This window comes from Acinetobacter halobius, from assembly GCF_044130335.1.
Taxonomy (GTDB): Bacteria; Pseudomonadota; Gammaproteobacteria; order Pseudomonadales; family Moraxellaceae; genus Acinetobacter.
The window spans coordinates 102,140-123,241 of the sequence record NZ_JBIQOD010000002.1 but is presented as its reverse complement, the minus strand read 5'-3'; the positions used below and the strand labels follow the sequence as shown (position 1 = coordinate 123,241).

The 21,102-nt window shown below is 36.4% G+C and carries 21 protein-coding genes; 14 read left to right on the top strand and 7 right to left on the bottom strand.

The features are described 5' to 3' along the window. Positions 1-42 precede the first annotated feature (42 nt). The 9 genes from ACE01U_RS02890 to ACE01U_RS02850 all read left to right on the top strand — a co-directional run bounded on the left by ACE01U_RS02890 (position 43) and on the right by ACE01U_RS02850 (position 11,010). Entirely contained in the window at positions 43-2,010 is a 1,968-nt protein-coding gene (locus ACE01U_RS02890; protein WP_395578664.1) for a hypothetical protein, read from the top strand. After that, a complete protein-coding gene (locus tag ACE01U_RS02885; RefSeq protein ID WP_395578663.1) occupies positions 2,003-2,857 on the top strand; it encodes a glycosyltransferase family 2 protein in 855 nt (284 codons plus the stop codon). Before ACE01U_RS02890 ends, ACE01U_RS02885 begins: the two co-directional genes overlap by 8 nt. 6 nt (positions 2,858-2,863) lie before the next feature. Beyond that, positions 2,864-4,576 carry an ABC transporter ATP-binding protein gene (locus tag ACE01U_RS02880; protein WP_395578662.1) on the top strand — a complete coding sequence of 571 codons (1,713 nt, stop codon included), beginning with the start codon at positions 2,864-2,866 and terminating at the stop codon, positions 4,574-4,576. Positions 4,577-4,984: 408 nt separating this feature from the next. Further along, positions 4,985-5,827 (top strand): glycosyltransferase family 2 protein, encoded by an 843-nt coding sequence (locus ACE01U_RS02875; protein WP_395578661.1) that lies wholly within the window; start codon positions 4,985-4,987, stop codon positions 5,825-5,827. 1 nt (position 5,828) lies between these two features. Then, entirely contained in the window at positions 5,829-6,893 is a 1,065-nt protein-coding gene (locus ACE01U_RS02870) for a glycosyltransferase family 2 protein (protein ID WP_395578660.1), read from the top strand. Positions 6,894-6,904: 11 nt separating this feature from the next. After that, entirely contained in the window at positions 6,905-7,885 is a 981-nt protein-coding gene (locus ACE01U_RS02865; protein WP_395578659.1) for a glycosyltransferase family 2 protein, read from the top strand. Positions 7,886-7,893: 8 nt separating this feature from the next. After that, positions 7,894-8,799, top strand: coding sequence for a glycosyltransferase (locus ACE01U_RS02860; protein ID WP_395578658.1), 906 nt, complete (start codon positions 7,894-7,896; stop codon positions 8,797-8,799). A 9-nt stretch (positions 8,800-8,808) separates the two neighbouring features. Continuing rightward, positions 8,809-9,900 carry a UDP-galactopyranose mutase gene (gene glf / locus ACE01U_RS02855; RefSeq protein ID WP_395578657.1) on the top strand — a complete coding sequence of 364 codons (1,092 nt, stop codon included), beginning with the start codon at positions 8,809-8,811 and terminating at the stop codon, positions 9,898-9,900. 33 nt (positions 9,901-9,933) lie between these two features. Continuing rightward, positions 9,934-11,010 carry a glycosyltransferase family 4 protein gene (locus tag ACE01U_RS02850; protein ID WP_395578656.1) on the top strand — a complete coding sequence of 359 codons (1,077 nt, stop codon included), beginning with the start codon at positions 9,934-9,936 and terminating at the stop codon, positions 11,008-11,010. Here ACE01U_RS02850 and ACE01U_RS02845 read toward each other — a convergent pair. From ACE01U_RS02845 to gmk, 7 genes are all read right to left on the bottom strand, one after another. After that, positions 11,007-12,224, bottom strand: coding sequence for a glycosyltransferase (locus ACE01U_RS02845; protein ID WP_395578655.1), 1,218 nt, complete (start codon positions 12,222-12,224; stop codon positions 11,007-11,009). The two genes, ACE01U_RS02850 and ACE01U_RS02845, sit on opposite strands and share 4 nt — an antisense overlap. 215 nt (positions 12,225-12,439) lie before the next feature. Then, positions 12,440-12,904, bottom strand: a complete 465-nt coding sequence (gene bfr, locus ACE01U_RS02840) for a heteropolymeric bacterioferritin subunit Bfr (RefSeq protein ID WP_110974031.1) — start codon at positions 12,902-12,904, stop codon at positions 12,440-12,442. Between the two features lie 260 nt (positions 12,905-13,164). After that, positions 13,165-13,359, bottom strand: a complete 195-nt coding sequence (locus ACE01U_RS02835; RefSeq protein WP_010327639.1) for a bacterioferritin-associated ferredoxin — start codon at positions 13,357-13,359, stop codon at positions 13,165-13,167. Between the two features lie 153 nt (positions 13,360-13,512). Next, positions 13,513-13,896 (bottom strand): RidA family protein, encoded by a 384-nt coding sequence (locus tag ACE01U_RS02830; protein ID WP_004691470.1) that lies wholly within the window; start codon positions 13,894-13,896, stop codon positions 13,513-13,515. Positions 13,897-13,966: 70 nt separating this feature from the next. Then, the gene (locus tag ACE01U_RS02825; RefSeq protein WP_086209030.1) at positions 13,967-16,066 is read right to left on the bottom strand and encodes a RelA/SpoT family protein; all 2,100 of its coding nucleotides are present in this window, start codon (positions 16,064-16,066) and stop codon (positions 13,967-13,969) included. 223 nt (positions 16,067-16,289) lie between these two features. After that, positions 16,290-16,571, bottom strand: coding sequence for a DNA-directed RNA polymerase subunit omega (gene rpoZ, locus ACE01U_RS02820; protein ID WP_086209029.1), 282 nt, complete (start codon positions 16,569-16,571; stop codon positions 16,290-16,292). A 77-nt stretch (positions 16,572-16,648) separates the two neighbouring features. Next, a complete protein-coding gene (gene gmk, locus ACE01U_RS02815) occupies positions 16,649-17,272 on the bottom strand; it encodes a guanylate kinase (RefSeq protein WP_395578654.1) in 624 nt (207 codons plus the stop codon). Between the two features lie 134 nt (positions 17,273-17,406). Here gmk and ispH point away from each other — a divergent pair, with 134 nt between their 5' ends. The 5 genes from ispH to ACE01U_RS02790 all read left to right on the top strand — a co-directional run bounded on the left by ispH (position 17,407) and on the right by ACE01U_RS02790 (position 21,098). Beyond that, on the top strand, positions 17,407-18,357 hold the full coding sequence (gene ispH, locus ACE01U_RS02810) for a 4-hydroxy-3-methylbut-2-enyl diphosphate reductase (RefSeq protein WP_395578653.1): 951 nt from the start codon (positions 17,407-17,409) through the stop codon (positions 18,355-18,357). A 165-nt stretch (positions 18,358-18,522) separates the two neighbouring features. After that, complete coding sequence (locus tag ACE01U_RS02805) at positions 18,523-19,002, top strand: pilus assembly FimT family protein (RefSeq protein WP_395578652.1); 480 nt, start codon at positions 18,523-18,525, stop codon at positions 19,000-19,002. Continuing rightward, a complete protein-coding gene (gene pilV, locus ACE01U_RS02800; RefSeq protein ID WP_395578651.1) occupies positions 18,989-19,525 on the top strand; it encodes a type IV pilus modification protein PilV in 537 nt (178 codons plus the stop codon). Before ACE01U_RS02805 ends, pilV begins: the two co-directional genes overlap by 14 nt. Then, a complete protein-coding gene (locus ACE01U_RS02795) occupies positions 19,525-20,394 on the top strand; it encodes a prepilin-type N-terminal cleavage/methylation domain-containing protein (RefSeq protein ID WP_395578650.1) in 870 nt (289 codons plus the stop codon). Before pilV ends, ACE01U_RS02795 begins: the two co-directional genes overlap by 1 nt. Further along, entirely contained in the window at positions 20,394-21,098 is a 705-nt protein-coding gene (locus ACE01U_RS02790; protein WP_395578649.1) for a PilX N-terminal domain-containing pilus assembly protein, read from the top strand. The genes ACE01U_RS02795 and ACE01U_RS02790 overlap by 1 nt, the downstream gene beginning before the upstream one ends. The last annotated feature ends 4 nt before the right edge of the window (positions 21,099-21,102 follow it).

Sequence of the window (21,102 nt, the reverse complement as noted above, 5' to 3'; positions counted from 1 at the left end):
TTTTTTACATAACATGTACTTATTGGGGATGATGATTTAAACATGCAGGTTAAAAAAGCACAAAAAATACAACTATGCTGTGTATTCTTATTGGTCATAACTCTCTGTTTATATTTTATTTATGCTCAAGCAAAGGGATTAACTTGGCAATTTGATGATTTTGCCAATTTAAAAGGTTTGGCAACTGCTGATAGTTATCAAGGCATCATCAATTTTGTATTTGGCGGTGGTGCAGGGCCTACAGGTCGGCCAATTTCTTTATTGAGTTTTATTCCAAATGTGAATGATTGGCCCAATAATCCATGGGGATTTGTGCAAGTTTCACTATTCTGGCACGTATTAAATAGTCTCTTGGTTTTTTTTATCGCCTATAAGCTTTTTAGCATTCAAGATAAATTCCAAAATAATGCATGGTGGATGGCTTGTTTTGCGACTTTTTTTTGGTGTTTTTCACCAATGCAGGTGAGTTCAATACTCATGCCTGTACAACGGATGACGCTCGTTTCTGCCTTTTTTAGTCTTATAACTTTAGCCTATTATATATGGTGGCGTATCAAATATGCTGGTAAGAGCAGTTTGTGGCAACTTGTCACTATGAGTCTATTTGTATCATTAGGTGTATTATTAAGTCTATATTCTAAAGAAAATGGGGTTTTAACCATCCTTTATATTGGGTTGTGCGAGATTCTTTTATTAAAAGGCTTAGCTACGCCAGTATATAAAAAATTATGGTTTTTTTGGTCTAAATTGTCATTAATAATTGTTCCTCTTTTCTTGTTACTTTATGGGCTTGTAACATGGAAGGGTATTACAAATAATTTTAATTATTATAGAGAGTTTGATTTATCAGAAAGATTAGCAACAGAATTAATTATATTATTTGATTATATTAAACAGATTGTTATACCTAGAGCAATTGATTTTGGACCATTCCATGATGATTATAAGATATATGATTGGTCAATGTACCAAACATGGCTAGCCCTAAGTTTCTGGGTTTTAATTATTATATCGGTAGTATATTTATTTATAAAAAAACCTAAGACTGTTTGGGTGAAATTTTTAACATTTTCTATTTTATTTTTTTTAGCAGCTCATTTAATAGAATCTACATTTATTCCACTAGAGTTATACTTTGAACATAGGAATTATGTTGCAATACTTGGGATTTCACTTTTAATAGCTGTTTTGATTGCTGAAAGTTTATATGTTGTAACATCTAAGTTTATTGTTTGGTTTTTTGTCCTTATTTATAGTGTTATTCAGATTTATTCAACTCAGCAAGTAACATCCATTTGGGGGCAACCATTAGAGGCTGCTGAATTATGGGCTATGCGACATCCTGAGTCTGCGCGAGCAATTCAGACCTTATCATGGCAATATCGCTTATATGGTTTTGAAGATGCATCTATTAAAATTTTAAATGAATTTTATCAGAAGCATCCTGAACATATTAGTGTTGGGATGGGAAGCATGATACAAATGTGCTCAACTAGTGCACATAATCCAAAGAATCTAAAAGTATATTTTTATGGCTTAATTAATCATTCTTCAAAAGTTAAAGCGCCTTTGGAATTAACTACAGGCCTTGCTTCTCTTGGAGGATTAATTCGAGAAGGGCGCTGTACAGGAGTTACACTTGGTGATTATCAGAATTTTTTATATAAATTGTTGACACTACCACGAGTGCAAAAAAACCCAAAAATCAGACATCATATAAACTATGAAATTGCACTAAATTATCAATATTCTGGTAATCAGCAGTTATATATTGATTTTGCTAAGAAAGCATTTTATGACTATCCAAGTCTTTCCATTGCGCAGATAATTGCCTTAAAACTATTTCAGATGCATGAGAATCAGGCTGCAATGAGATGGATAGATGAATCACTATCTTATGCGCCTACGAATGCTGCCAAGAAATCTTGGATAGTTAGTCTTAGTAGTTTAAAAAACTCTATTAAACAAACAGATGAGTCTTTAAAAATTGTGGATAAGAGTCATGAATAAAATTACAGTGGTTCTACCAGCCAAAAACGAAGCGGGGGCTATTCTGCAGACAGTTAAGGCAATTAAGCAACTTAATAGAGTTGATGAAATTATTGTGGTCAATGATGGTTCAACTGATGATACTGCACAGATTGCAGAACAAGCAGGTGCTAAAGTAATTAACCATCCTTATTCCAAAGGGAATGGTGCTGCTATAAAAACTGGTGCGAGAAATGCAATAGGTGATGTCATTGTATTTATGGATGCTGATGGTCAGCATGATGCCAATGATATTCTTAAACTCATTGAAAAAATTGAACAAGGGTATGACCTTGTTGTAGGTGCCCGTCAGAAAGGATCACAAGCCAGTGTGGGGCGTGGTATAGCAAATAAACTTTATAATAATCTAGCCTCATACATGTCTGAACATCAGGTCGAAGATTTAACTTCAGGATTTAGGGCAGTACGTGCAGAGAAATTTAAGGAGTTTATCTATTTATTGCCAAATGGCTTCTCATACCCTACAACGAGTACTATGGCATTTTTTAGAGCTGGGTATTCTGTGACATACGTACCGATACATGCTGCAAAGCGAATTGGAAAGAGTCATATTCATCCTATAAAAGACAGTGTTCGATTTTTTCTAATTATCTTTAAAATTGCGACGTTATATTCACCTTTAAAAATGTTTTTACCATTTGCTGTATTACTTTTTGCTTTAGGATCAGGTTGGTATGGATATACTTTATATGAATATCAGCGTTTTACAAATATGAGTGCTTTGTTGTATACGGGCAGTATTATGATTTTCTTAATGGGACTGATCTCTGAGCAGATTACGAGTCTGATGTATAAAGATAGTGAATAATCATATATGCAAAATATTATTTTACGTTTATGGGGGAGTTTGACGCCCTTAGAACGAAGAAAATTTATAATAGTTTTGATCTTAACAATATTAATGGCTTTTTTAGAAATGTTGGGTGTAATTTCTATTGTGCCATTTTTAGCTGTTCTTTCAAGTCCAGATATTATTCAAAGTGATCCGAGAATTCACTATTTTTATCAAATATTGAATTCAAGTTCTTATGTTAATTTTGTTATTAAATTGGGCATATTTTCTATGATATTAATTTTAACTTCTGCTTTATTTAAAATTATTCATAGCTATGGAACAAGTCGTTTTATTAGTTTGCAACGCCACTATCTTTCAACACGATTATTGTCGATATATTTGAAACAAGATTATGAATTTTTTATACAAAAAAATAGCTCAGAATTAACAAAAAATATCCTTTCTCAAATTGATCAACTTGTAGATAATATTATTCAACCTATTATGACCATTATTTCTTATGGTTTGGTTATTGTTGCAATGATTGTTTTGATATTTTTGCACAACCCTTATATGGCAATTACGGTAGCTATTTTGTTTTTTATGGTATATGTTGTAATTTATTTAGGTGTCAGAAAATTTTTAAGCCGAATTGGACATGAATTTCATCATTCAAATAGTGAACGTTTCAAAGCATGTAATGAAGTACTGGGTGGAATTAAGGATGTAAAAATTAATCAAGCGGATCAGGGTTATTTAAAGCACTTTCAAGAACAATCTCGAATTTTTGCACGCCATCTTGCTGCAAATCAGACAATAGGAAATGTTCCACTATTAATGGTAGAAGCAATTGGGTATTGTGCAATTATTGGATTGGCAGTTAGTCTGGTTTTAAATAATCAAAATATTTCGACAATATTGCCATCTCTAGGTTTATTTGGTTTTGCTGCTTACCGTATGTTGCCTGCAGCACAAAATATTTATCGTGCTGTATCTAGTATGCGTTTTTCATTGGAATCAGCGAATAAAGTTTTGAATGATTTATATTTACCCACTCAAGTAAACCAAAAACAGGATTATTCGCAATTAAAATTTAGGCACCAAATTGAATTACGACAAGTAAGTTATGCTTACCCGACTTATCCCGAAAAAAATGTATTAGAACAATTTAATCTTGTTATTCCTTATAAGAGTAGTATTGGAATTATTGGAAAGAGTGGGGCCGGCAAAAGCACATTAATGGATATAATGTTGGGGTTGTTGCAACCACAACACGGTGCATTGTTGGTCGATGGTGAGGTGATCAATAAAAAAAATGTTCATTTGTGGCAAAATTTGGTGGGTTATATTCCTCAGTTTATTTATTTAGCAGATGATACAGTTGCGCAAAATATTGCGTTTGGTACCCCAAAAGATAGTATTGACCTAGATGCTGTAGTAAAAGCAGCAAAGGCTGCACAAATTCATGATTTTATCGTGCATAATTTAAAAGATGGTTATGATACTTTTGTAGGTGAGCGTGGGGTTATGCTTTCTGGTGGGCAGCGTCAACGTATAGGTATTGCTCGGGCTTTATATAAAGACCCTCAAGTGTTGTTTATGGATGAAGCAACCAGTGCTTTAGATACAGAAACTGAGCAAGCAGTAAATGAGGCTATTCAGGGGCTAAGTGGGGAAAAAACGATGGTAATTATTGCACATCGAGAGAGTGCTGTGGCAAAGTGTAATAGTATGATAATACTGGGGAAATGAGATTATTCTAAGAATATTATATATTCATCATTATTGAACTGTTCAGAACTTTTACTTAGTAAGATTAGCATCTATAGCGTTACTGATGATGGCACAGTACGCCATGATTCTAATTTGGATATAAATTCTTATGTTAATAGGTGCAAGTTCTTTTTCAATTAAACAAGATAATTGACATTCTGTTGACGTGGATAAGTGGCAGTATTCAAGTTACAACATTTGAATATTTTGTAGGAGTAAAAATGTTTCTACAGTATTTGTATCCTGAGGTAATCAGTTACCCAAAGCAGGCGTATGTATTAACCTACTTGGGGATATATGGTTGATGGAACATGATTTTTTTAATGTAAAAAGATGATTTTTATGGATCAGTAATGTTTAGTTAAACACTTTTATGGCGGAATAGTGATGTATCCTACAGTAGCAATAGGAATTATTTTTTATAACAATTCTACCGATGATATTCTAAAATGCTTTAGAGGTATTTTAAGCCAGACAGCTATAGCTCAAATACCTGAAGTAATAGTAATTGATCAAGGAACGGGAGAAAATGCAGATTATATACTTCAGTGGAAGGAATCCCAAGATAACCTAAGTTTCAATCTAATTATTTTGAAGGGCGAAAATAAAGGCTTCGGAGGAGGTCATAATAACCTTGTAAATCATTCCACCTCTGATTTTTATCTTGCACTAAATCCAGATGGTTTTATGCATCCAACTTGCCTTGAGGAATTATTAACTTTAGCAAAAAGTAAAAATTTGAATGGCTTGTTTGAAGCGATTCAAGAGCCAATTATGCATCCTAAATACTACGATCCTAATACAGGCCTTACAGATTGGTGTTCTGGTGCATGTTTACTCATGTCTAAGAGTATTTATAAGTATTTAAATGGGTTTGATGAAGATTTTTTCCTATATTGTGAGGATGTTGATATTTCTTGGCGTGCAAGAGCTAATAATATTCAATGTTTTACATGTAGTACTGCACTTTTTTTTCATTTTGCAGAAGATAGGAAGAGTAGGGAGATAGAGATTTGGAAATCTGCTATGATCTTGGCCTATAAATGGCGATCTAGGAGTTTTTATGATTTTTCTAGAAAGATTTTAATGGGGATTTCTAATAATGCCGCACAATCAGTTGAAAAAAATATGATAAATATAAAAAAGCAGTCACACAAAAGCGTTAGGAGTATTAGCCCTAATTTTAATTATGGCTTAAATTTTAGTAAGCCGATGTGGAAGAAAGTTTAATATGAATAAGACTGTCTCTGTAATTGTTCGGACTATGCCAGATAGACATAATTTTTTAGATAAATGCCTATTTATCTTGAGCGGGCAAAATTATGATGACCTTGAAATTATTGTCGTATGTCAGACAACAATTAATAATCAAGATTTAAGTTTAATAGAGCCTGTTTTATCGAGGTGGTCTATTTTTTTTGCTAAAAAAATAAAATTTATTCATCATTATGCTGATTTTGATGCGAGGTCAAAATCATTAAATATTGGGATCGATAATGCCACAGGTAGATATTTGTCATTTTTAGATGATGATGATAAAATTTATCCAGATCATTTTCAGGTCTGCATTTCAAATTTAGAAAATAGCACTTCAGTTTGGTGCTTTACTGATTGTGATTGGGCTATTTATAATAAAGACAATCAATTAAATTATAGATATAATATTTTTCATGGAAATTATTATTCATTTTTGGAACATTTGACGAAAAACTTTATACCAATACATTCATTTGTTATTGATACTTATAGATTGGAAAAAGTTTGTTATTTTAATGAAAGCTTGTCGAAATATGAGGATTATGACTTTTTGCTTCAATTAGCTTATAAGTATAAACCTTGCTACATACCATTAGAGTCAACTCAATATTGTCTGAGAGCAGATGGTAGTAATACAAATATTGCTGGTGTAGAGAATGAAGCTGTCATAAAAATGAAAAAACAGGAATGGAAAGTGGCAGGAGATCATATTAAGAATTTAAAGTTAGCACATTTTGGATGGTGGGCGCTTGAGGTGGAGACAGTAACTTATTCAAGAGAGGATGTCTTTTACTATCGGAATTTATGTGCTAGCTATTATAACTCTTTATCATGGCGTCTTATGAAGGTAATCAGAGGGGTGCTATATAGAGTATTGAAAGGCACTCAGTGCCCCCCAGATAAGATTCCTGAATCTGAGCAAGAGGCTAGATGGATTATGGAGAAAATCCAGTCGTCATTTTCTTGGGAATTAACAGCGCCACTTCGTGTTGTAACCAGAGTCTTTAGATTCATAACCAAGAAGAATCGTCGATTATAAGGCCCTCTAATATGTTAATTATAACTAGTATAATTATACCTAGTGCGGGTCGTCGTCCTGAACTGTTACAAAGAGCAATTAAAAGTGCACTGATTGATGATGCAAGAATCCAAACGGAAATTATTGTAATTTTGAATGGCAAAAATGGCATGCTTTTTGATGAAAGCACATCCTTTCAACATCGTTTAGTCAGATATTATAAATTAGAGGAAGGGAATGTTTCTAAGGCTCGTAATTATGGGCTTTCTATTGCACAAGGAGAATTAATTCGCTTCTTGGATGACGATGATTATTTAATACCTGAAGTAGCCTACAAGCAATATATTGAGTTATATAATTCAGATGCCGATTTAAGTACTTATATGCTTTTTTGCTTAGATGAGTTAGGTGGTAAATATCCTGTAAGTTATTTACATAAATATAAGAGTGGTTCAGAAGCAATCCTTTCTGGAGAAATAATAGGAACAACATTAAATAATTTATATAAGAAAAGATCTGTAGAAAATTTAATTTGGAATGAATTTAATCATAATGGAGAAGATTTTGAATGGTTTTTTTCTGTTTTATTAAGTAAAAAATGTAAATGGATATATAGGGATCAAGTAGTTGGGGCTTGGTTTCAACACTCTAATGATCGATTGTCGACACCCTATATCTATTATCCAGCTTTTAAGAACAATACTGAGAATATTCTAAAATATTATGAGTATTATCAGTTGGAAGAAAAAAGTAAGAAATTTTTAGCAATTGGGTTATGGCGAAATTTACATTTAGCATTTTGTCAGGCGCCAATATATTGGACAAAAATTGGTTTATATGCACGTACACTCGATCCAAATTCACGACCAAGCGATCTTTTTTTTCAGAAATTACCTAATTGGATTCATCCGCTTATTATAGAATGGTTAATGTTGCCTAAACGGTGGATGAATCATCAATTCAGGCGATTGAAATATAAGCTAGGTTGTAGCTCTTATATTCGGAAGATTTGAGATAAATTATGCAAAATTTTATGGTTGTTGTTGTAACTTTTAATAGAAAGCAATTATTGTTGCAATGTTTACAAGCATTATCAGTACAAACACAGCAGCCATCAAAAATCTTGATTGTGGACAATGCCTCAACAGATGGAACAATTGAAACATTGCAACAAAATGGTTGGCTAGAACAGTCAAAAATTCAGTTAATTGCTTTGAAAGAAAATACAGGCGGAGCAGGCGGTTTTGCAGCAGGTATGCAATATGCTTTTGAACATGGTGCAGACTATGTTTGGATGATGGATGATGATGCTATACCTCATCCTACCGCCTTAGAAGAACTTATGCGGTATGTAACCCCTGAGCATATTTATGGTTCGCTGGCTGTAAATGGAGAGGATACTGCATGGGCAACCACATTATTGACTGACAATAAGACGGTTCATCTAAAAAAACAGGTTTCTGAACTCGCCGAAGTGCAATCTTTGCCCTTTTTAGGATTCTTAACCAGTAAAGAAATCTATCAAAACATTGGCTTGCCAGATGCTTCATACTTTATTGCAGCGGACGATGTTGAATATTGTATGCGTGCACAGCATGCAGGGCATAAAATTTTTATTTGCGGGCAAAGCCAAATTGAGCATCCAAAATCAGATCGTTATGAATTTAATTTTTTAGGAAAGAAAATTACATGTTTGAATTTGGTTGCATGGAAGCGTTATTACGATACACGGAATCGACTCTTAATCGCCAAAAAATATTATGGATTTAAGTATTATACACAAACAATTCCAGCATCATTTATTCGATTGTTTGCAGCTTTGCTTAATGAAAAAAAACGCCTAAAACAAGTAAAGGCATTTTTTGCTGGTTTTTATGATGGTGTATTTCATAATACTGGAAGACGTCATGACAAGTGGGATTTATAAGGAAATAGTATGCAGTTTTTAATTGTTGGGGCAGGATTTGCTGGTGCAGTTTCTGCGCGAGAGTTAGCAGAAGCAGGGCATCAAGTATTCGTTGTTGACCGCCGAAACCATATCGGTGGCAATGCTTATGATGTTAAAGATGTGCATGATATTTTGATTCATCAATACGGGCCACATATTTTTCATACGAACAGTGAACGTATTTTTAACTACCTATCGCAATTTACAGAGTGGCGCCACTACGAACATCGTGTTCGTGGTGTGGTTGAGGGCAAAGAATATCCGTTTCCAATCAATCGAGATACTTTAAATCAGCTTTATAGTCTGGATTTAACCGAGCAACAAGCTACTGAATATTTTGAAAAAGTACGTGAACCGTGTGATTCGATAAAGACCAGTGAAGATGTTGTACTTAACTCGGTTGGGCGTGATTTATATGAAAAATTTTTTCTGAACTATACAAAAAAACAATGGGGATTAGATCCGTCCCAGTTAAAGGCAGGTGTGGCAGCACGTATACCAACACGAACCAATACAGATGACCGTTACTTTACTGACACATATCAGGCCATGCCACTGCATGGCTATACGGCTATGTTTGAAAATATGCTGAAACATCCAAACATTACAGTCCAATTAAGCACAGATTATAAAGACTTACTGGCACAAAATATTAAGTATGATCATCTGGTCTATACAGGGCCAATAGATGCATTTTATGATTATCAATTTGGACATTTGCCATATCGTTCACTGCGCTTTGAACATGAGCATTTAAGCATTGAACACTATCAAAGTGTTGGAACGGTCAACTATCCAAATGACTATGACTTTACTCGAATTACAGAATTTAAGTATCTAACTGGGCAAAAGGCAGAGTCAACATCTATCGTTCGGGAATATCCTACGGATAAGGGTGATCCATACTATCCAATTCCACGTGATGAGAATGAAGAGCTATTTAAAAAATATCAGTTCCTTGCAAATGCGGAAGAGAAAATAACATTTGTAGGACGTTTGGCTGAGTATCGTTATTATAATATGGATCAAGTTGTAGGTGCTGCGTTAAATGCGGTAGGCAAAATTTTGGAGAAAAAGTAATTGAAAATCGCATTCTTATGTAAACGACAATATATGTCTAAAGATGTCATTTTGGATAAATATGCTCGTTTATATGAGATTCCGAATCAACTTGCATTATTGGGTCATCAGGTAGAATGTTTTTGTCTGAGTTACCAATCACATAACGAAGGTATTTGGGATGAATCGGATGAGCAAAAGAAGCTGATCTGGCATTCAAAAAGTTATAAAAAGCTGACAAAGATGGGTTTATTAACGTATCCATTTTTATTGTTAAAAATGTTAAGTCAATATCGACCAGATGTGATTATTTCAGCTTCTGATATTCCACATATTGTTCTGGGGGCTTGGTGTGCTAAAAAATTAAAAGTTCCTTTTGTGGCAGACCTCTATGATAATTTTGAGGGGTTTGGACAGGCTCGAATCCCTGGTTTTAAGTATCTTTTACGTGAAGCTGTGCGACAAGCAAGCTTGGTGACTACAACTAGTCAACCTTTAGCTGAGTTAGTGTCAAATGATTATGATGCTAAAGGATTAGTTGTTTCGATGCCAAGTACGGTCGATACTCAGATATTTTGTCGAAAAAATAAGAGTGAAGCTCAAAAGCAGCTGGGATTAAATCTTGGTAAGCGATATATTGGCACGGCAGGTGGATTATATAAAGACAAAGGTGTTGAAGTTCTTTATCAAGCTTGGAAAAGTATAGAAGAAGAGATGCCAGATGTTCATTTGGTATTGGCAGGTCCTTTTCAACAAGATTGCCCCCCTCCTAGAGGAGATCGGGTTCACTATTTGGGAGCTTTACCACATCACGAAATTGCTATAGTTTTTCAGGCGTTAGATGTTGGTGTAATTTCTATATTGGATACTCCATTTGGACGTTATTGTTTTCCACAAAAAGCATATGAGATGTTGGCTTGTGGTTTGCCTGTAGTTGTATCAAATATTGGTGAGATGAATAATTTATTTGCTGATCTACCTCATGCATTATTTGAAGCTGGCAATACACAGGATCTTGTTTTCAAATTAAAACAACAGATCAATGTTCCTGATAAAGTAGATTTCACTATTGATGATTGGAAGACAATCATCAACCGATTAGAACCTTTGATAACATCTCTAAAATCTTAATTTTTAGTGAGATAATGGTTAATACTTGTATCTAGGAGTTTAGCATAAGATTGTGCAATGCTATTCCAGTCTATTAATTCGATGGCATTTTGCCGAATACGCATAGCTCGTTCATGTGCCAGAATTGGATTATTCAGTGCATTTGAAATAGCTGTTATTAATTCAGCGATATTATGTGGATTAACTGCAATTTGTGTAATATCTTCACCTAATAAATCCTCAATGCCCACGACATGCCCAACTACTGCAGGACAGCCACAACCAATTGCCTCCATCAATGCAACAGGTAATCCTTCTTGGTCTCCATTATCGGCTCGTACAAATGGCGCAACAAACAGAGTGGCTTGATGGTACATTTGAGGGAGTTTATCTTGTGTCAAGGCGCCTATAAAACTAACATTTTCCTCAAGTTTAAGTTGTTTTACTTGCTTTTTTAAATTGTTCTCTTCTGGTCCAAACCCTACAATTTTAAGCTGTAATTCTGGGCGTTCTTTTACCAAAACTGATAAAGCATCTAATAAGTAATTTAACCCTTTTTTTGGAACGAGTCTGCCAACAAAAAGTAATTCATTTTTTTGACGATTTCTTAATGGATTTGGTGTAAATCTATTTTGTAAGTCTACCCCCATGGGAATAACTGTAAGTGCTTGGGGTTTTATCTGCAATTGATTTAAATATTCATGCATTGCTTGGCTAACTACAGTCATTGCCTCAGAATTTTCTGCGACTTTCTTTTTAATTTTGGTTAAAATATTGCCTTGTAAACCAAATAAATCGCCTCCATGAGATGTAACTATAAATGGTATATTAAAGTGTTTAGCGAGCGAATATGCAATCCAACCTTGCGGTAAAAGCCAATGGGCGTGAATAATATCAACTTTTTGTTTGAGTAGAATATTTTTCACGGCAATATATTGACCAATAAGAAAACCTGGAACAAGAAGCCATTTCCACCAAAAGGTTTTTAAATTATTAACAATTCCGCCATTATTAACTAAAGATTGTAGTTTTTTGGGTGCGTATTGATAGCGGATTACATTAACCTCATCAAGTAGCCCATTGGGCTCCGCATCTACAGAATCTGGTACAAGTGCAATAACGTTAAATTGTAAAGTTAACCTTTTACATAATTCATGTATAAAGCCTGGTTCAGGATCTCCCGACCAGCGTGGATAAGTTGATGCTAAAACTAGGATTGTTTTTCTTTGATTCATGAAAAGGGTCTAAGTGCTCAAATTAAAAAATATTTTCTGACTAGGGTCATCTCATCTTAGTGTTTAACATAAAAAACATTTTTGCAATGATGAATTATGCTGGTAATGGCTCTGCACATTGGGAGTGTACATCTACGGAAATTAGGCAATTATATTTACCTACAGCGTGTAAAGGTATTTAATTTAGAGCCCGTTATTACGGGCTCTAAAATAACTTACATCTGGCTCTGAATATAATTCTCAATACCCACAGTTTCAACCAAATCAAGCTGTGTGGTTGTCCAGTCTAACCACTCTTCTTCTTTCTCTAAAATTTCTTGCACGAGATCACGAGTGACATAATCTAGCTGCTCTTCAGCGAGCTTTACAGCGGCTTGAATAGCTTCAATGTTCTCATTGACCTTACGTACATCACAGTTTAGTACTTCAACCGTGTGTTGCCCGATATAAAGTTTGCCTAAGTGTTGTAGGTTTGGTAAGCCTTCTAAAAAAAGAATACGCTCAATGATTTTATCGGCATGTTTCATTTGACGAATGGATTCTTTATATTCGGCAGAGCCAAGTTGCTCAATACCCCAGTCATTAAACATACGCGAGTGAAGAAAATACTGGTTAATTGCAGTTAAATGATGATAAAGCACCTGATTTAACTGATTAATTACATCACGATTGCCTTTCATGAGGAAGCTCCATTCAAACTGCTGCTAAAAAATAATATCAATAACTTATGAGAAATATCTTAAACAACAATGCGATCTTTGGCGAGTAATTTATAGAACAGCAAATGAAAATCGCAATCAAAAGCATGCGGAATGAGAGTTGAATTTTTGGGTTATTTTAAGAAAAGAAAACCCGCCTAGAGTCATAAGCGGGGGAGGAGTTACTCATAAAGAGTAATTTTATAATTATGATTATTCTAAAATATGAAACAAATACTTATTTATGCCGCAATCGCCAAACGTGAGGCAATCGCAGATACTTCAGCGCTAATGATCGAACGTGCTTCTGGTGCACAGCGCCCACAGCATGTGCCGAGGTCTAGCATCTCGCGGACTTCACGATAGCTTCCCGCACCATTTTCAACGGCATCTTTAATATCTTGATCTGTAATACCACGGCATAAGCACACGTACATTTCAGCAAGCCACATGAAATAAATAAGATAAGTGATATTATTGATAATTGTTATCGTTTGTCAATAAAAATCATTTGGAATTCCATTCGTTTTTATTGAGATTTTGGATAAAAAAAAGCCACTTGATCGGTGGCTTTTTTTTGAAATCATAACTTATTGATTAATAATTACAATGCCATCCATTTCAACCAGCGCATTTTTAGGTAAGCTCGCCACGCCGAGTGCAGCACGTGCAGGATAGGGCTGTGCAAAATATTCGCCCATAATTTGGTTAACGAGTTGGAAGTTAGAGAGATCGGTTAAAAAAATATTTAATTTAGCGATATCAGCCAGAGTTCCACCTGCTGCTTCACATACGGCTTTTAGGTTGTCAAAAACACGACGAATTTGCGCTTCAATGCCTTCAACCAATTCCATACTATACGGATCTAAACCAATCTGACCAGAAAGATAAAGTGTATTGCCGACTAGAATCGCTTGTGAGTAAGTGCCGATTGCAGCAGGGGCATTTTCAGTATGAATTACTTGGCGGGACATCGTGTTCTCCTATTATCATTCACCATCAATCATAGCTTAGATTGGCATTAAAATGTGCAGATTTAAATAATTAACTCGCAACTGAAGTTTCAGAAAGACTGACAGGTTGAGCCAGTCGACTGATACGTGGGAAGCCAAAATGCATACGTAAATCGCGGATAATTTTGGCAATTTGCTTGCGGTTATGCACGACCACATTGACATAGGTTTTATCATCTTGGTTGCGAACCATCTCTACCCCGATTTTTTCTTTACGACATTGGTAGATTAGGTCGGAAATTTGCTCATCATCCATTGCCATATTAATGAGTAAATATGCAGTGAAACTAATTTCTTCTTCGTTTTCATTCGTCCATTGTAATGGCATGATGTTTTCAGGGTGCAGATGTTGTTCATGTAAGAGGTTGTGGCAACGTGCTCGATGGACAATCAGACCACGACGGGATAAGTGTCCTTGAATTGGGTCACCGAGTACAGGGTTACAGCAATGTGCATATTTAACATCGACTCCCTCAGTACCTTGGATCAGTCGATCAGACTCTTGTTGCCCTTGATCATGTGCAAATAAATGATTCGCAACCAGTTGTGGTAATAAATCACCTACGGCAATTTGCTCAAACAGTTGGTCTTTAGTTTCGATATGACGCCATTGTAGAAGCTCTAACCAGTCGGCTTCAGTTAAGTCTTTGATGGAGACATTAAATAGCTTTAAGGCACGATTTAAAGCTTGTTGACCCACTAAGCGTTGTTCTTCGATATCTTGATCGCGCAAAATATTTTGCAAAGCACGGCGGGCTTTTTGTGTGTTGACGAAGCTGAGCCAATCCGGATTGGGGGTGGCTAAGACATCGGTGATCACTTCAATCACCTGCCCACTGTGCAATGGTGTAGAAAGGGGTTTGGTTTCCCCATTAATTTTTGCACCTACTGCATGGTTACCTAAAAATAAGCTGGCAGAGTAGGCAAAATCGACTACTGTTGCTCCTTGCGGTAATTCATGTAAATGACCTTGTGGAGTGTAGACCCATATTTTCTCTTGATGTAGATAGTCGAGTAATTCACTAAAGGTGGTCTTGGCACAGGCACCATCAATTAAGACATTTAAGTTCTGCATTGAGGCTTGAATTGCAGAGCGGCAAGCTTGTGGTGCACTGTCACCAAGCACCACGCCAAAACGCGCAGCTTTACGCATCAGTTCTGTTTGAATGGTTACTGATAGTGTCGTATTTTCACCTTTCAAACGTAGTAGTAACGATTGGTTACCACCAGGGAGCGGTTTGCGAATATGGTCTGCAAAATGCAAAACTTGAAAACTCTCACGCAACACCTCGGCTAAGCGGTCGCAGTCTGCAATGCTATTTAAAATGATTTCAAAGGCATGGCTGTGGGTGAGTTCATGTAGATCAATGTCATTTTTGACAAAGTGGCGCAGTAGTTCAATATTGTTATTTTTCTTTTTAATGCGACCTGAAATTTGATGGGTTTTCAGTAATTCGGTTAGATTATGTTCCCATTTACTTTGATATTCACAGCGTTTGGGTTTGGTTTGTAATAAAGCCTCTTGGACATTGTTATACATATCGAGATCGAGGTTTTGATAACACAAATGTTCAAGGTTATCGCCCATCTCATTCATACCAACAATACGTGCCATTGGAACAAAAATATCAAAGGTTTCTTGGGCAATACGTGCGCGTTTGTCGGGGCGCAGTGCATCCAAGGTGGTCATGTTATGATAGCGGTCAGCCAGTTTAATAATAATGACACGAGGATCTTGTAGTGTTGCTTGCAGAATTTTACGGAATGAAGCCGCTTTATTATATTCTTTATCGCTCGACTGGCTGAGCTTAGTGACACCATCGACAAGCTCTGAGACAGTTTTGCCGAATTTCTCAGCAATATCTTCTTTGCTAAAGTCAGTGTCTTCAATGACATCATGCAAAAGTGCGGCCATGAGTGTTTCTGCGTCTAGACGCATATGCGCTAAAATACAACTTACGGCTATCGGATGTAAAATATACGGTTCGCCACTTTTACGGGTAATACCATCATGGGCAATATCCGCATAATCACAGGCCGCAAGCACACGCTCGACATCGCTTTCAGTTAAGTAAGCATCGATAATAGTTTTGAGCTGTTGTTTAGCTTGGCTGACCATTGGGCCTGGCATAAAACACCTTTAAGACGTAGCAATTACAAGAAAATTTTACTGATCATCTAATGAAAAACATATTGCATGAGTTGTCAATTTTTTCATTGGAATAAAAGCAAAAAAGATACACCTAAACCACGATGAATCTTATCTTCTAGTTATAACGTGTATTGCAGAAATATAAAAGTTATCCAATAAAAAAGCCTAGTTAAAAACTAGGCTTTTAAACGATAAATTTTTCTTATTGGAAAGAAAAACCATCTAAATTCAAATTGTTTGCAGAAAGGGCAAGATCAAGACTCGAAGTTTGGTAGTCTTGCTCACGTTGTTTCAAAATATCTTTAGAAACATGACCTACTGCGATTTCACGTAATGCAACAACAGTCGGTTTGTCATTGTCCCACTCAACAGTAGGTTCAATGCCTTGACGTGCCAATTGACGCGCGCGTTTGCTTGCCACTAGTACAAGCTCAAAGCGGTTGTCTACATGGTCTAAACAATCTTCAACGGTTACGCGTGCCATAAGAGTTCTCGTTATGAATGGGAAAATAAAACAGACTGTGCAGTATAAGGCGCTTTGTCTGTAGACTCAAGTTTTAATCACTTCTCTACAGGGGTGATCAGTTCAGAAATCATTTTTTGATGGCGATTGGCTTGCTGAGAAAGAACAAGACGATTGGCAATAATCACAGACTCAAGATCGTGAAGGGCTTTATTAAAGTCATCATTAATAATCACATAGTCAAAGTTGACATATTGTTGCATATCTTCAACCGCACAGCCTAAACGACGCTCAATCACTTCAACCGAGTCTGTGCCACGGTTCGATAGGCGTTGACGTAAGTCAAATTGGCTTGGTGGTAAAATGAAAATTTGTTTAGAGTCAGGAAAAAGTTTACGAACTTGCTGTGCACCTTGCCAGTCAATTTCCAGTAGGACGTCATGACCTTTGGCCAATTGTTCTTTCACAGTGGCTTGTGCTGTGCCGTAGTAATTACCAAAGACTTCAGCGTATTCAATAAATCCACCTTGTTCAACCAATGCTAAAAAGTTGTCTTTTTCGGTAAAGTGGTAGTGAACACCATCAAGTTCGCCGGGACGTTGCCCACGTGTAGTATGAGAAACAGAAACGTGAAGATTCGTTACACGGTCAAGGAGGGCTTTTACGAGGGATGTTTTGCCTGTTCCTGAAGCTGCAGAAACGACAAACAAGAGACCCGACATGATATTTTTCCTGATATGATAAAATATCTTCTCTATTTTAGAGCAGACAAGGTTTAAACGAAATAGCTAGGCGTCACTTTGTTTGCATTTATTTTATTAGTTTCCGCTGATTGAAAAGTGGTATCGAGGAACATATGGAAATTGTATTGGCCAATCCACGTGGTTTTTGTGCAGGTGTTGACCGTGCGATTGCCATCGTCAATCGTGCGCTTGAGTGCTTTAATCCGCCCATTTATGTCCGCCATGAAGTGGTTCACAACAAATTCGTTGTGGATGATTTACGTCAACGTGGTGCAATTTTTGTCGATGAATTGGATGAAGTACCTGATGACAATATTGTAATTTTTAGTGCACATGGGGTCTCTAAAGCGGTACAGATCGAAGCCGAACGTCGTGGTTTAAAGGTTTTTGATGCAACCTGTCCATTGGTGACCAAGGTTCATATTGAAGTTACTAAATATGCCCGTGAGGGAGTGGAGGCTATTTTAATTGGTCATGAAGGTCACCCCGAAGTTGAGGGAACCATGGGTCAATACGACCTAAAAAATGGTGGTGCAATTTATTTGGTGGAAGATGAAGAGGATGTCGCTGAGCTTGAAGTTAAACACCCTGAGCATGTGGCTTTTGTGACACAAACCACGCTGTCGATTGATGATACTGCTAAAGTGATTGATGCTTTGCGTAAAAAATTTCCTGAGATTCAAGGACCACGTAAAGATGATATTTGTTATGCGACTCAAAATCGCCAAGATGCGGTGCGTGATTTAGCGACCCAATGTGATGTGGTGCTCGTGGTTGGCTCACCAAATTCGTCAAACTCGAACCGCCTGCGTGAGCTTGCAGAGCGTATGGGTAAATCGGCTTATTTGGTTGATAATGCAGACGAACTCCAACAAGCATGGTTTGAAAATATTGCTAAAGTTGGGGTTACAGCGGGCGCATCCGCACCTGAGATTTTAATTAAACAAGTCATCCAACGGTTACAGGATTGGGGTGCAACCCCACCGCAAGAGTTGGCTGGACGTGAAGAAAATATTACTTTTAGTTTGCCAAAAGAGTTACGTATTGCGGTAACTCAAGCTTAAAAGGTGTATTAGTTAACATTCTAATTTTATTGATAAATTGACAGATGATTGTAAATTGGCAATCATCTGTTTTTTTATGCCTTTTATCCTGTATTGTGTTGGTTGTGTAAAGAATTAGAATATGATTTTAAATAGGGTAAAGTTTTGTTGCCTTGGGGAGGGAGTATGCAAAAGAGATATAAAGGGTTCACCTTAATTGAATTGATGGTGACAATTGCGATTATGGTAATTATTGCTACGATGGCAGCTCCTTCTTTTAATAACATAATTTTAAAGCAAAATTTAAATAAGAGTACACGAGACTTGGTCATCGTTTTGCAGAAAGCGCGTTCTAAAGCAGCGTTGGAAAGAAGAGTAGTAACTGTTGCACTGAATTCTTCTTCAAGTGATACAGAAAGTACATTAAATTGGATGGCTTCTGGAAAATCTACTTTAGTTTCTAATACAACATCTATTGTATTTCGTACGGATGGTTTGGTTCGAGATCCGACGACTCCAGCAAATCCATTGAGTTCTGCCATAACATTAGTTTTGTGTGATCAAGCTCAAATGCAAGCCCAATATTCAAAACAAATTGTCATTTCTCGTATGGGGGTTGTTCAGCAAGGTGGGCTTGTAAATGGAGGGTGTAATGCAGGAAGTTAAGTATCAGAAAGGTGTTGGTTTGCTCGATATTTTAGTGGCTTTGCTTCTGTTGGCAATTGCTGTGTTGGGCTTTGTTGCATTGCAGTTGAGGGCTGTTGAAGCTACAGCAGAAGGTGCAAATCGAATACAGGCCATGAATATTGCACGAGATTTAGCTGAAAAAATGCGTATCAATAGTTCAGCAGCAGCAATTTTGGCCTATCAAACAAACTTGGCAAGTGCAACAAGTCAAGCATCTACACCTGCAACAAATTGTTATACTGCATTTTGTGCTCCTACCGCGAAAGCTGCTTTCGATGTTCATGAAGCATATGAGCAAGCGAATAGCATAGGAATGGTTTTAAATATGCTGACTTGTCCAGGTACTGCAAATAGTCGGCAGTGTGTTTATGTGGCATGGGGGAAAACAGATCCTACTAATAGCACTGCTACAACATCAGGTCATATAGCCTGTACCAATAGTACAACATCTAGTTTTTCTTACAATGATGGCTCAACCTGTGTCGTGATGGAGGCATACTAATGCGATATTCACAACAAGGTTTTACGCTTATTGAATTAATGGTTTCTTTAGTACTAGGGATGATTATTGTTGCAGCAGCGACTCTGCTTTTTATTTCAGGTCAAAAGAGTTTTGCTTTGCAACAAGGTGCTGCTGATATTCAAGATAATGCTAATTTTGCCCTTAATTATATGACTAAAGATATTCGTATGGCGAATCTAAACGGTTCTACGGCAAGTATGACATCAAGTTTAGCAAATGGCGGAATTGTATTTAGTACTGCAAATTTGGCAGGAATAGCTGATACTGCTGTTAGTCAAAGCGCACTTAGTGATACTTCAAATGTCGCTGTAGGTAGTGACCAACTTACAATTCAGTATTTACCTCAGCAAACGGGTGGGTTTGATTGTGAGGGAACACAAATTACGAGTACTTCAGTTTATGTGGTTCAGCGTTATTTTGTACGCCAAGATACGAATGTAAATACAAATGAAACAGCAGCTACAGCTTTGGCTTTAGTTTGTGCTGCTGGTCGTTCAAATAATATGACTGCTTTTAATGATAAAACGGGTCAAATTATTATGAAGAGAGTGGATTATTTTCATATCCTACTCTCTGTGCAAAACAGTGCTGGCAATATTCGAGATATGACGATTGCACAATATGTAGCATCTGCTCCAGATGCTCGTATCTTGGGGGTGAAATTAGGTCTTTTAACTCGATCAAATCAATCTGTTGGCAATGATCCAAATATAAATTTATCTAAAACATTTAAGGTTTTAAATCAGTCCGTCACCTTAAATAGCACGATTCAAGCTGCGCAAATAAAAAATTTACGTCAAGTAATCACTCAAACTGTAGCTGTACGTAATGCTTTGGGGGCGAGATAATGACAAAACATATAAAATCCCAGCAAGGCAATACGATCATTGTTGTGTTGATTCTACTTTTATTGGTGACAATTATTGGCACGTTGGCAATTCGGCAAAGCTTGGTGTCGCTAAATATCGCAACCAATGGACAAGTGCAACAATTATTATTTGAGAATTCAGACACGGCATTATTTAGGGTTGAGGATCCAACCCAAGTTGAAACTCAACTGGCTGCAAACGGAATGTTTGCGTATTTTGACTCTGATGACAATAAAAATGACGAGTTAGTGTTTTGTTATAAAGGTGAAAATACGAAATTCTTTAATTTACATCAAGCCAGTGTAATTTCACCTGATGGAACCTTAACAAAGAATGGTTCAACTGGGTATTGTAAGTCAACCTGGTTTGCTACAGGTCGTTCAGCGATTTTATCGCAGGTTTATTTAAGTTTAATCACAACCACATCTCAGCCTTTGGCTAATTTAACGATAGGGACGAGTGCGGGATCAAGTAATAATGTACCAAATACAACTAAGCGTATTGCAGTTACAGTAATTTCTGTATTACCAAGTTTTTCAGCTGCTTCTTCTACGAATATAGAGAATTGCTTTAAAAAGAATAAAGATGATATTGGGGCATGCTTTAGTGCACTTAATATTCCTTACAATATACAACGTGCAGATTATACAGTTGGCACTTCGCAAACCTTAAAAACATCGTGATAGA

Coding starts and splice junctions, on each gene's coding strand:
- ACE01U_RS02890 (WP_395578664.1), top strand. CDS start 43: ATGCAGGTTAAAAAAGCACAAAAAATACAACTATGCTGTGTATTCTTA.
- ACE01U_RS02835 (WP_010327639.1), bottom strand. CDS start 13,359: ATGTACGTGTGCTTATGCCGTGGTATTACAGATCAAGATATTAAAGAT.
- gmk (WP_395578654.1), bottom strand. CDS start 17,272: ATGTCGGGTCTCTTGTTTGTCGTTTCTGCAGCTTCAGGAACAGGCAAA.
- glf (WP_395578657.1), top strand. CDS start 8,809: ATGCAGTTTTTAATTGTTGGGGCAGGATTTGCTGGTGCAGTTTCTGCG.
- ispH (WP_395578653.1), top strand. CDS start 17,407: ATGGAAATTGTATTGGCCAATCCACGTGGTTTTTGTGCAGGTGTTGAC.
- ACE01U_RS02825 (WP_086209030.1), bottom strand. CDS start 16,066: ATGCCAGGCCCAATGGTCAGCCAAGCTAAACAACAGCTCAAAACTATT.
- pilV (WP_395578651.1), top strand. CDS start 18,989: ATGCAGGAAGTTAAGTATCAGAAAGGTGTTGGTTTGCTCGATATTTTA.
- ACE01U_RS02865 (WP_395578659.1), top strand. CDS start 6,905: ATGTTAATTATAACTAGTATAATTATACCTAGTGCGGGTCGTCGTCCT.
- ACE01U_RS02795 (WP_395578650.1), top strand. CDS start 19,525: ATGCGATATTCACAACAAGGTTTTACGCTTATTGAATTAATGGTTTCT.
- bfr (WP_110974031.1), bottom strand. CDS start 12,904: ATGAAAGGCAATCGTGATGTAATTAATCAGTTAAATCAGGTGCTTTAT.
- ACE01U_RS02885 (WP_395578663.1), top strand. CDS start 2,003: ATGAATAAAATTACAGTGGTTCTACCAGCCAAAAACGAAGCGGGGGCT.
- ACE01U_RS02805 (WP_395578652.1), top strand. CDS start 18,523: ATGCAAAAGAGATATAAAGGGTTCACCTTAATTGAATTGATGGTGACA.
- ACE01U_RS02860 (WP_395578658.1), top strand. CDS start 7,894: ATGCAAAATTTTATGGTTGTTGTTGTAACTTTTAATAGAAAGCAATTA.
- ACE01U_RS02830 (WP_004691470.1), bottom strand. CDS start 13,896: ATGTCCCGCCAAGTAATTCATACTGAAAATGCCCCTGCTGCAATCGGC.
- ACE01U_RS02790 (WP_395578649.1), top strand. CDS start 20,394: ATGACAAAACATATAAAATCCCAGCAAGGCAATACGATCATTGTTGTG.
- rpoZ (WP_086209029.1), bottom strand. CDS start 16,571: ATGGCACGCGTAACCGTTGAAGATTGTTTAGACCATGTAGACAACCGC.
- ACE01U_RS02875 (WP_395578661.1), top strand. CDS start 4,985: ATGTATCCTACAGTAGCAATAGGAATTATTTTTTATAACAATTCTACC.
- ACE01U_RS02880 (WP_395578662.1), top strand. CDS start 2,864: ATGCAAAATATTATTTTACGTTTATGGGGGAGTTTGACGCCCTTAGAA.
- ACE01U_RS02850 (WP_395578656.1), top strand. CDS start 9,934: ATGTCTAAAGATGTCATTTTGGATAAATATGCTCGTTTATATGAGATT.
- ACE01U_RS02870 (WP_395578660.1), top strand. CDS start 5,829: ATGAATAAGACTGTCTCTGTAATTGTTCGGACTATGCCAGATAGACAT.
- ACE01U_RS02845 (WP_395578655.1), bottom strand. CDS start 12,224: ATGAATCAAAGAAAAACAATCCTAGTTTTAGCATCAACTTATCCACGC.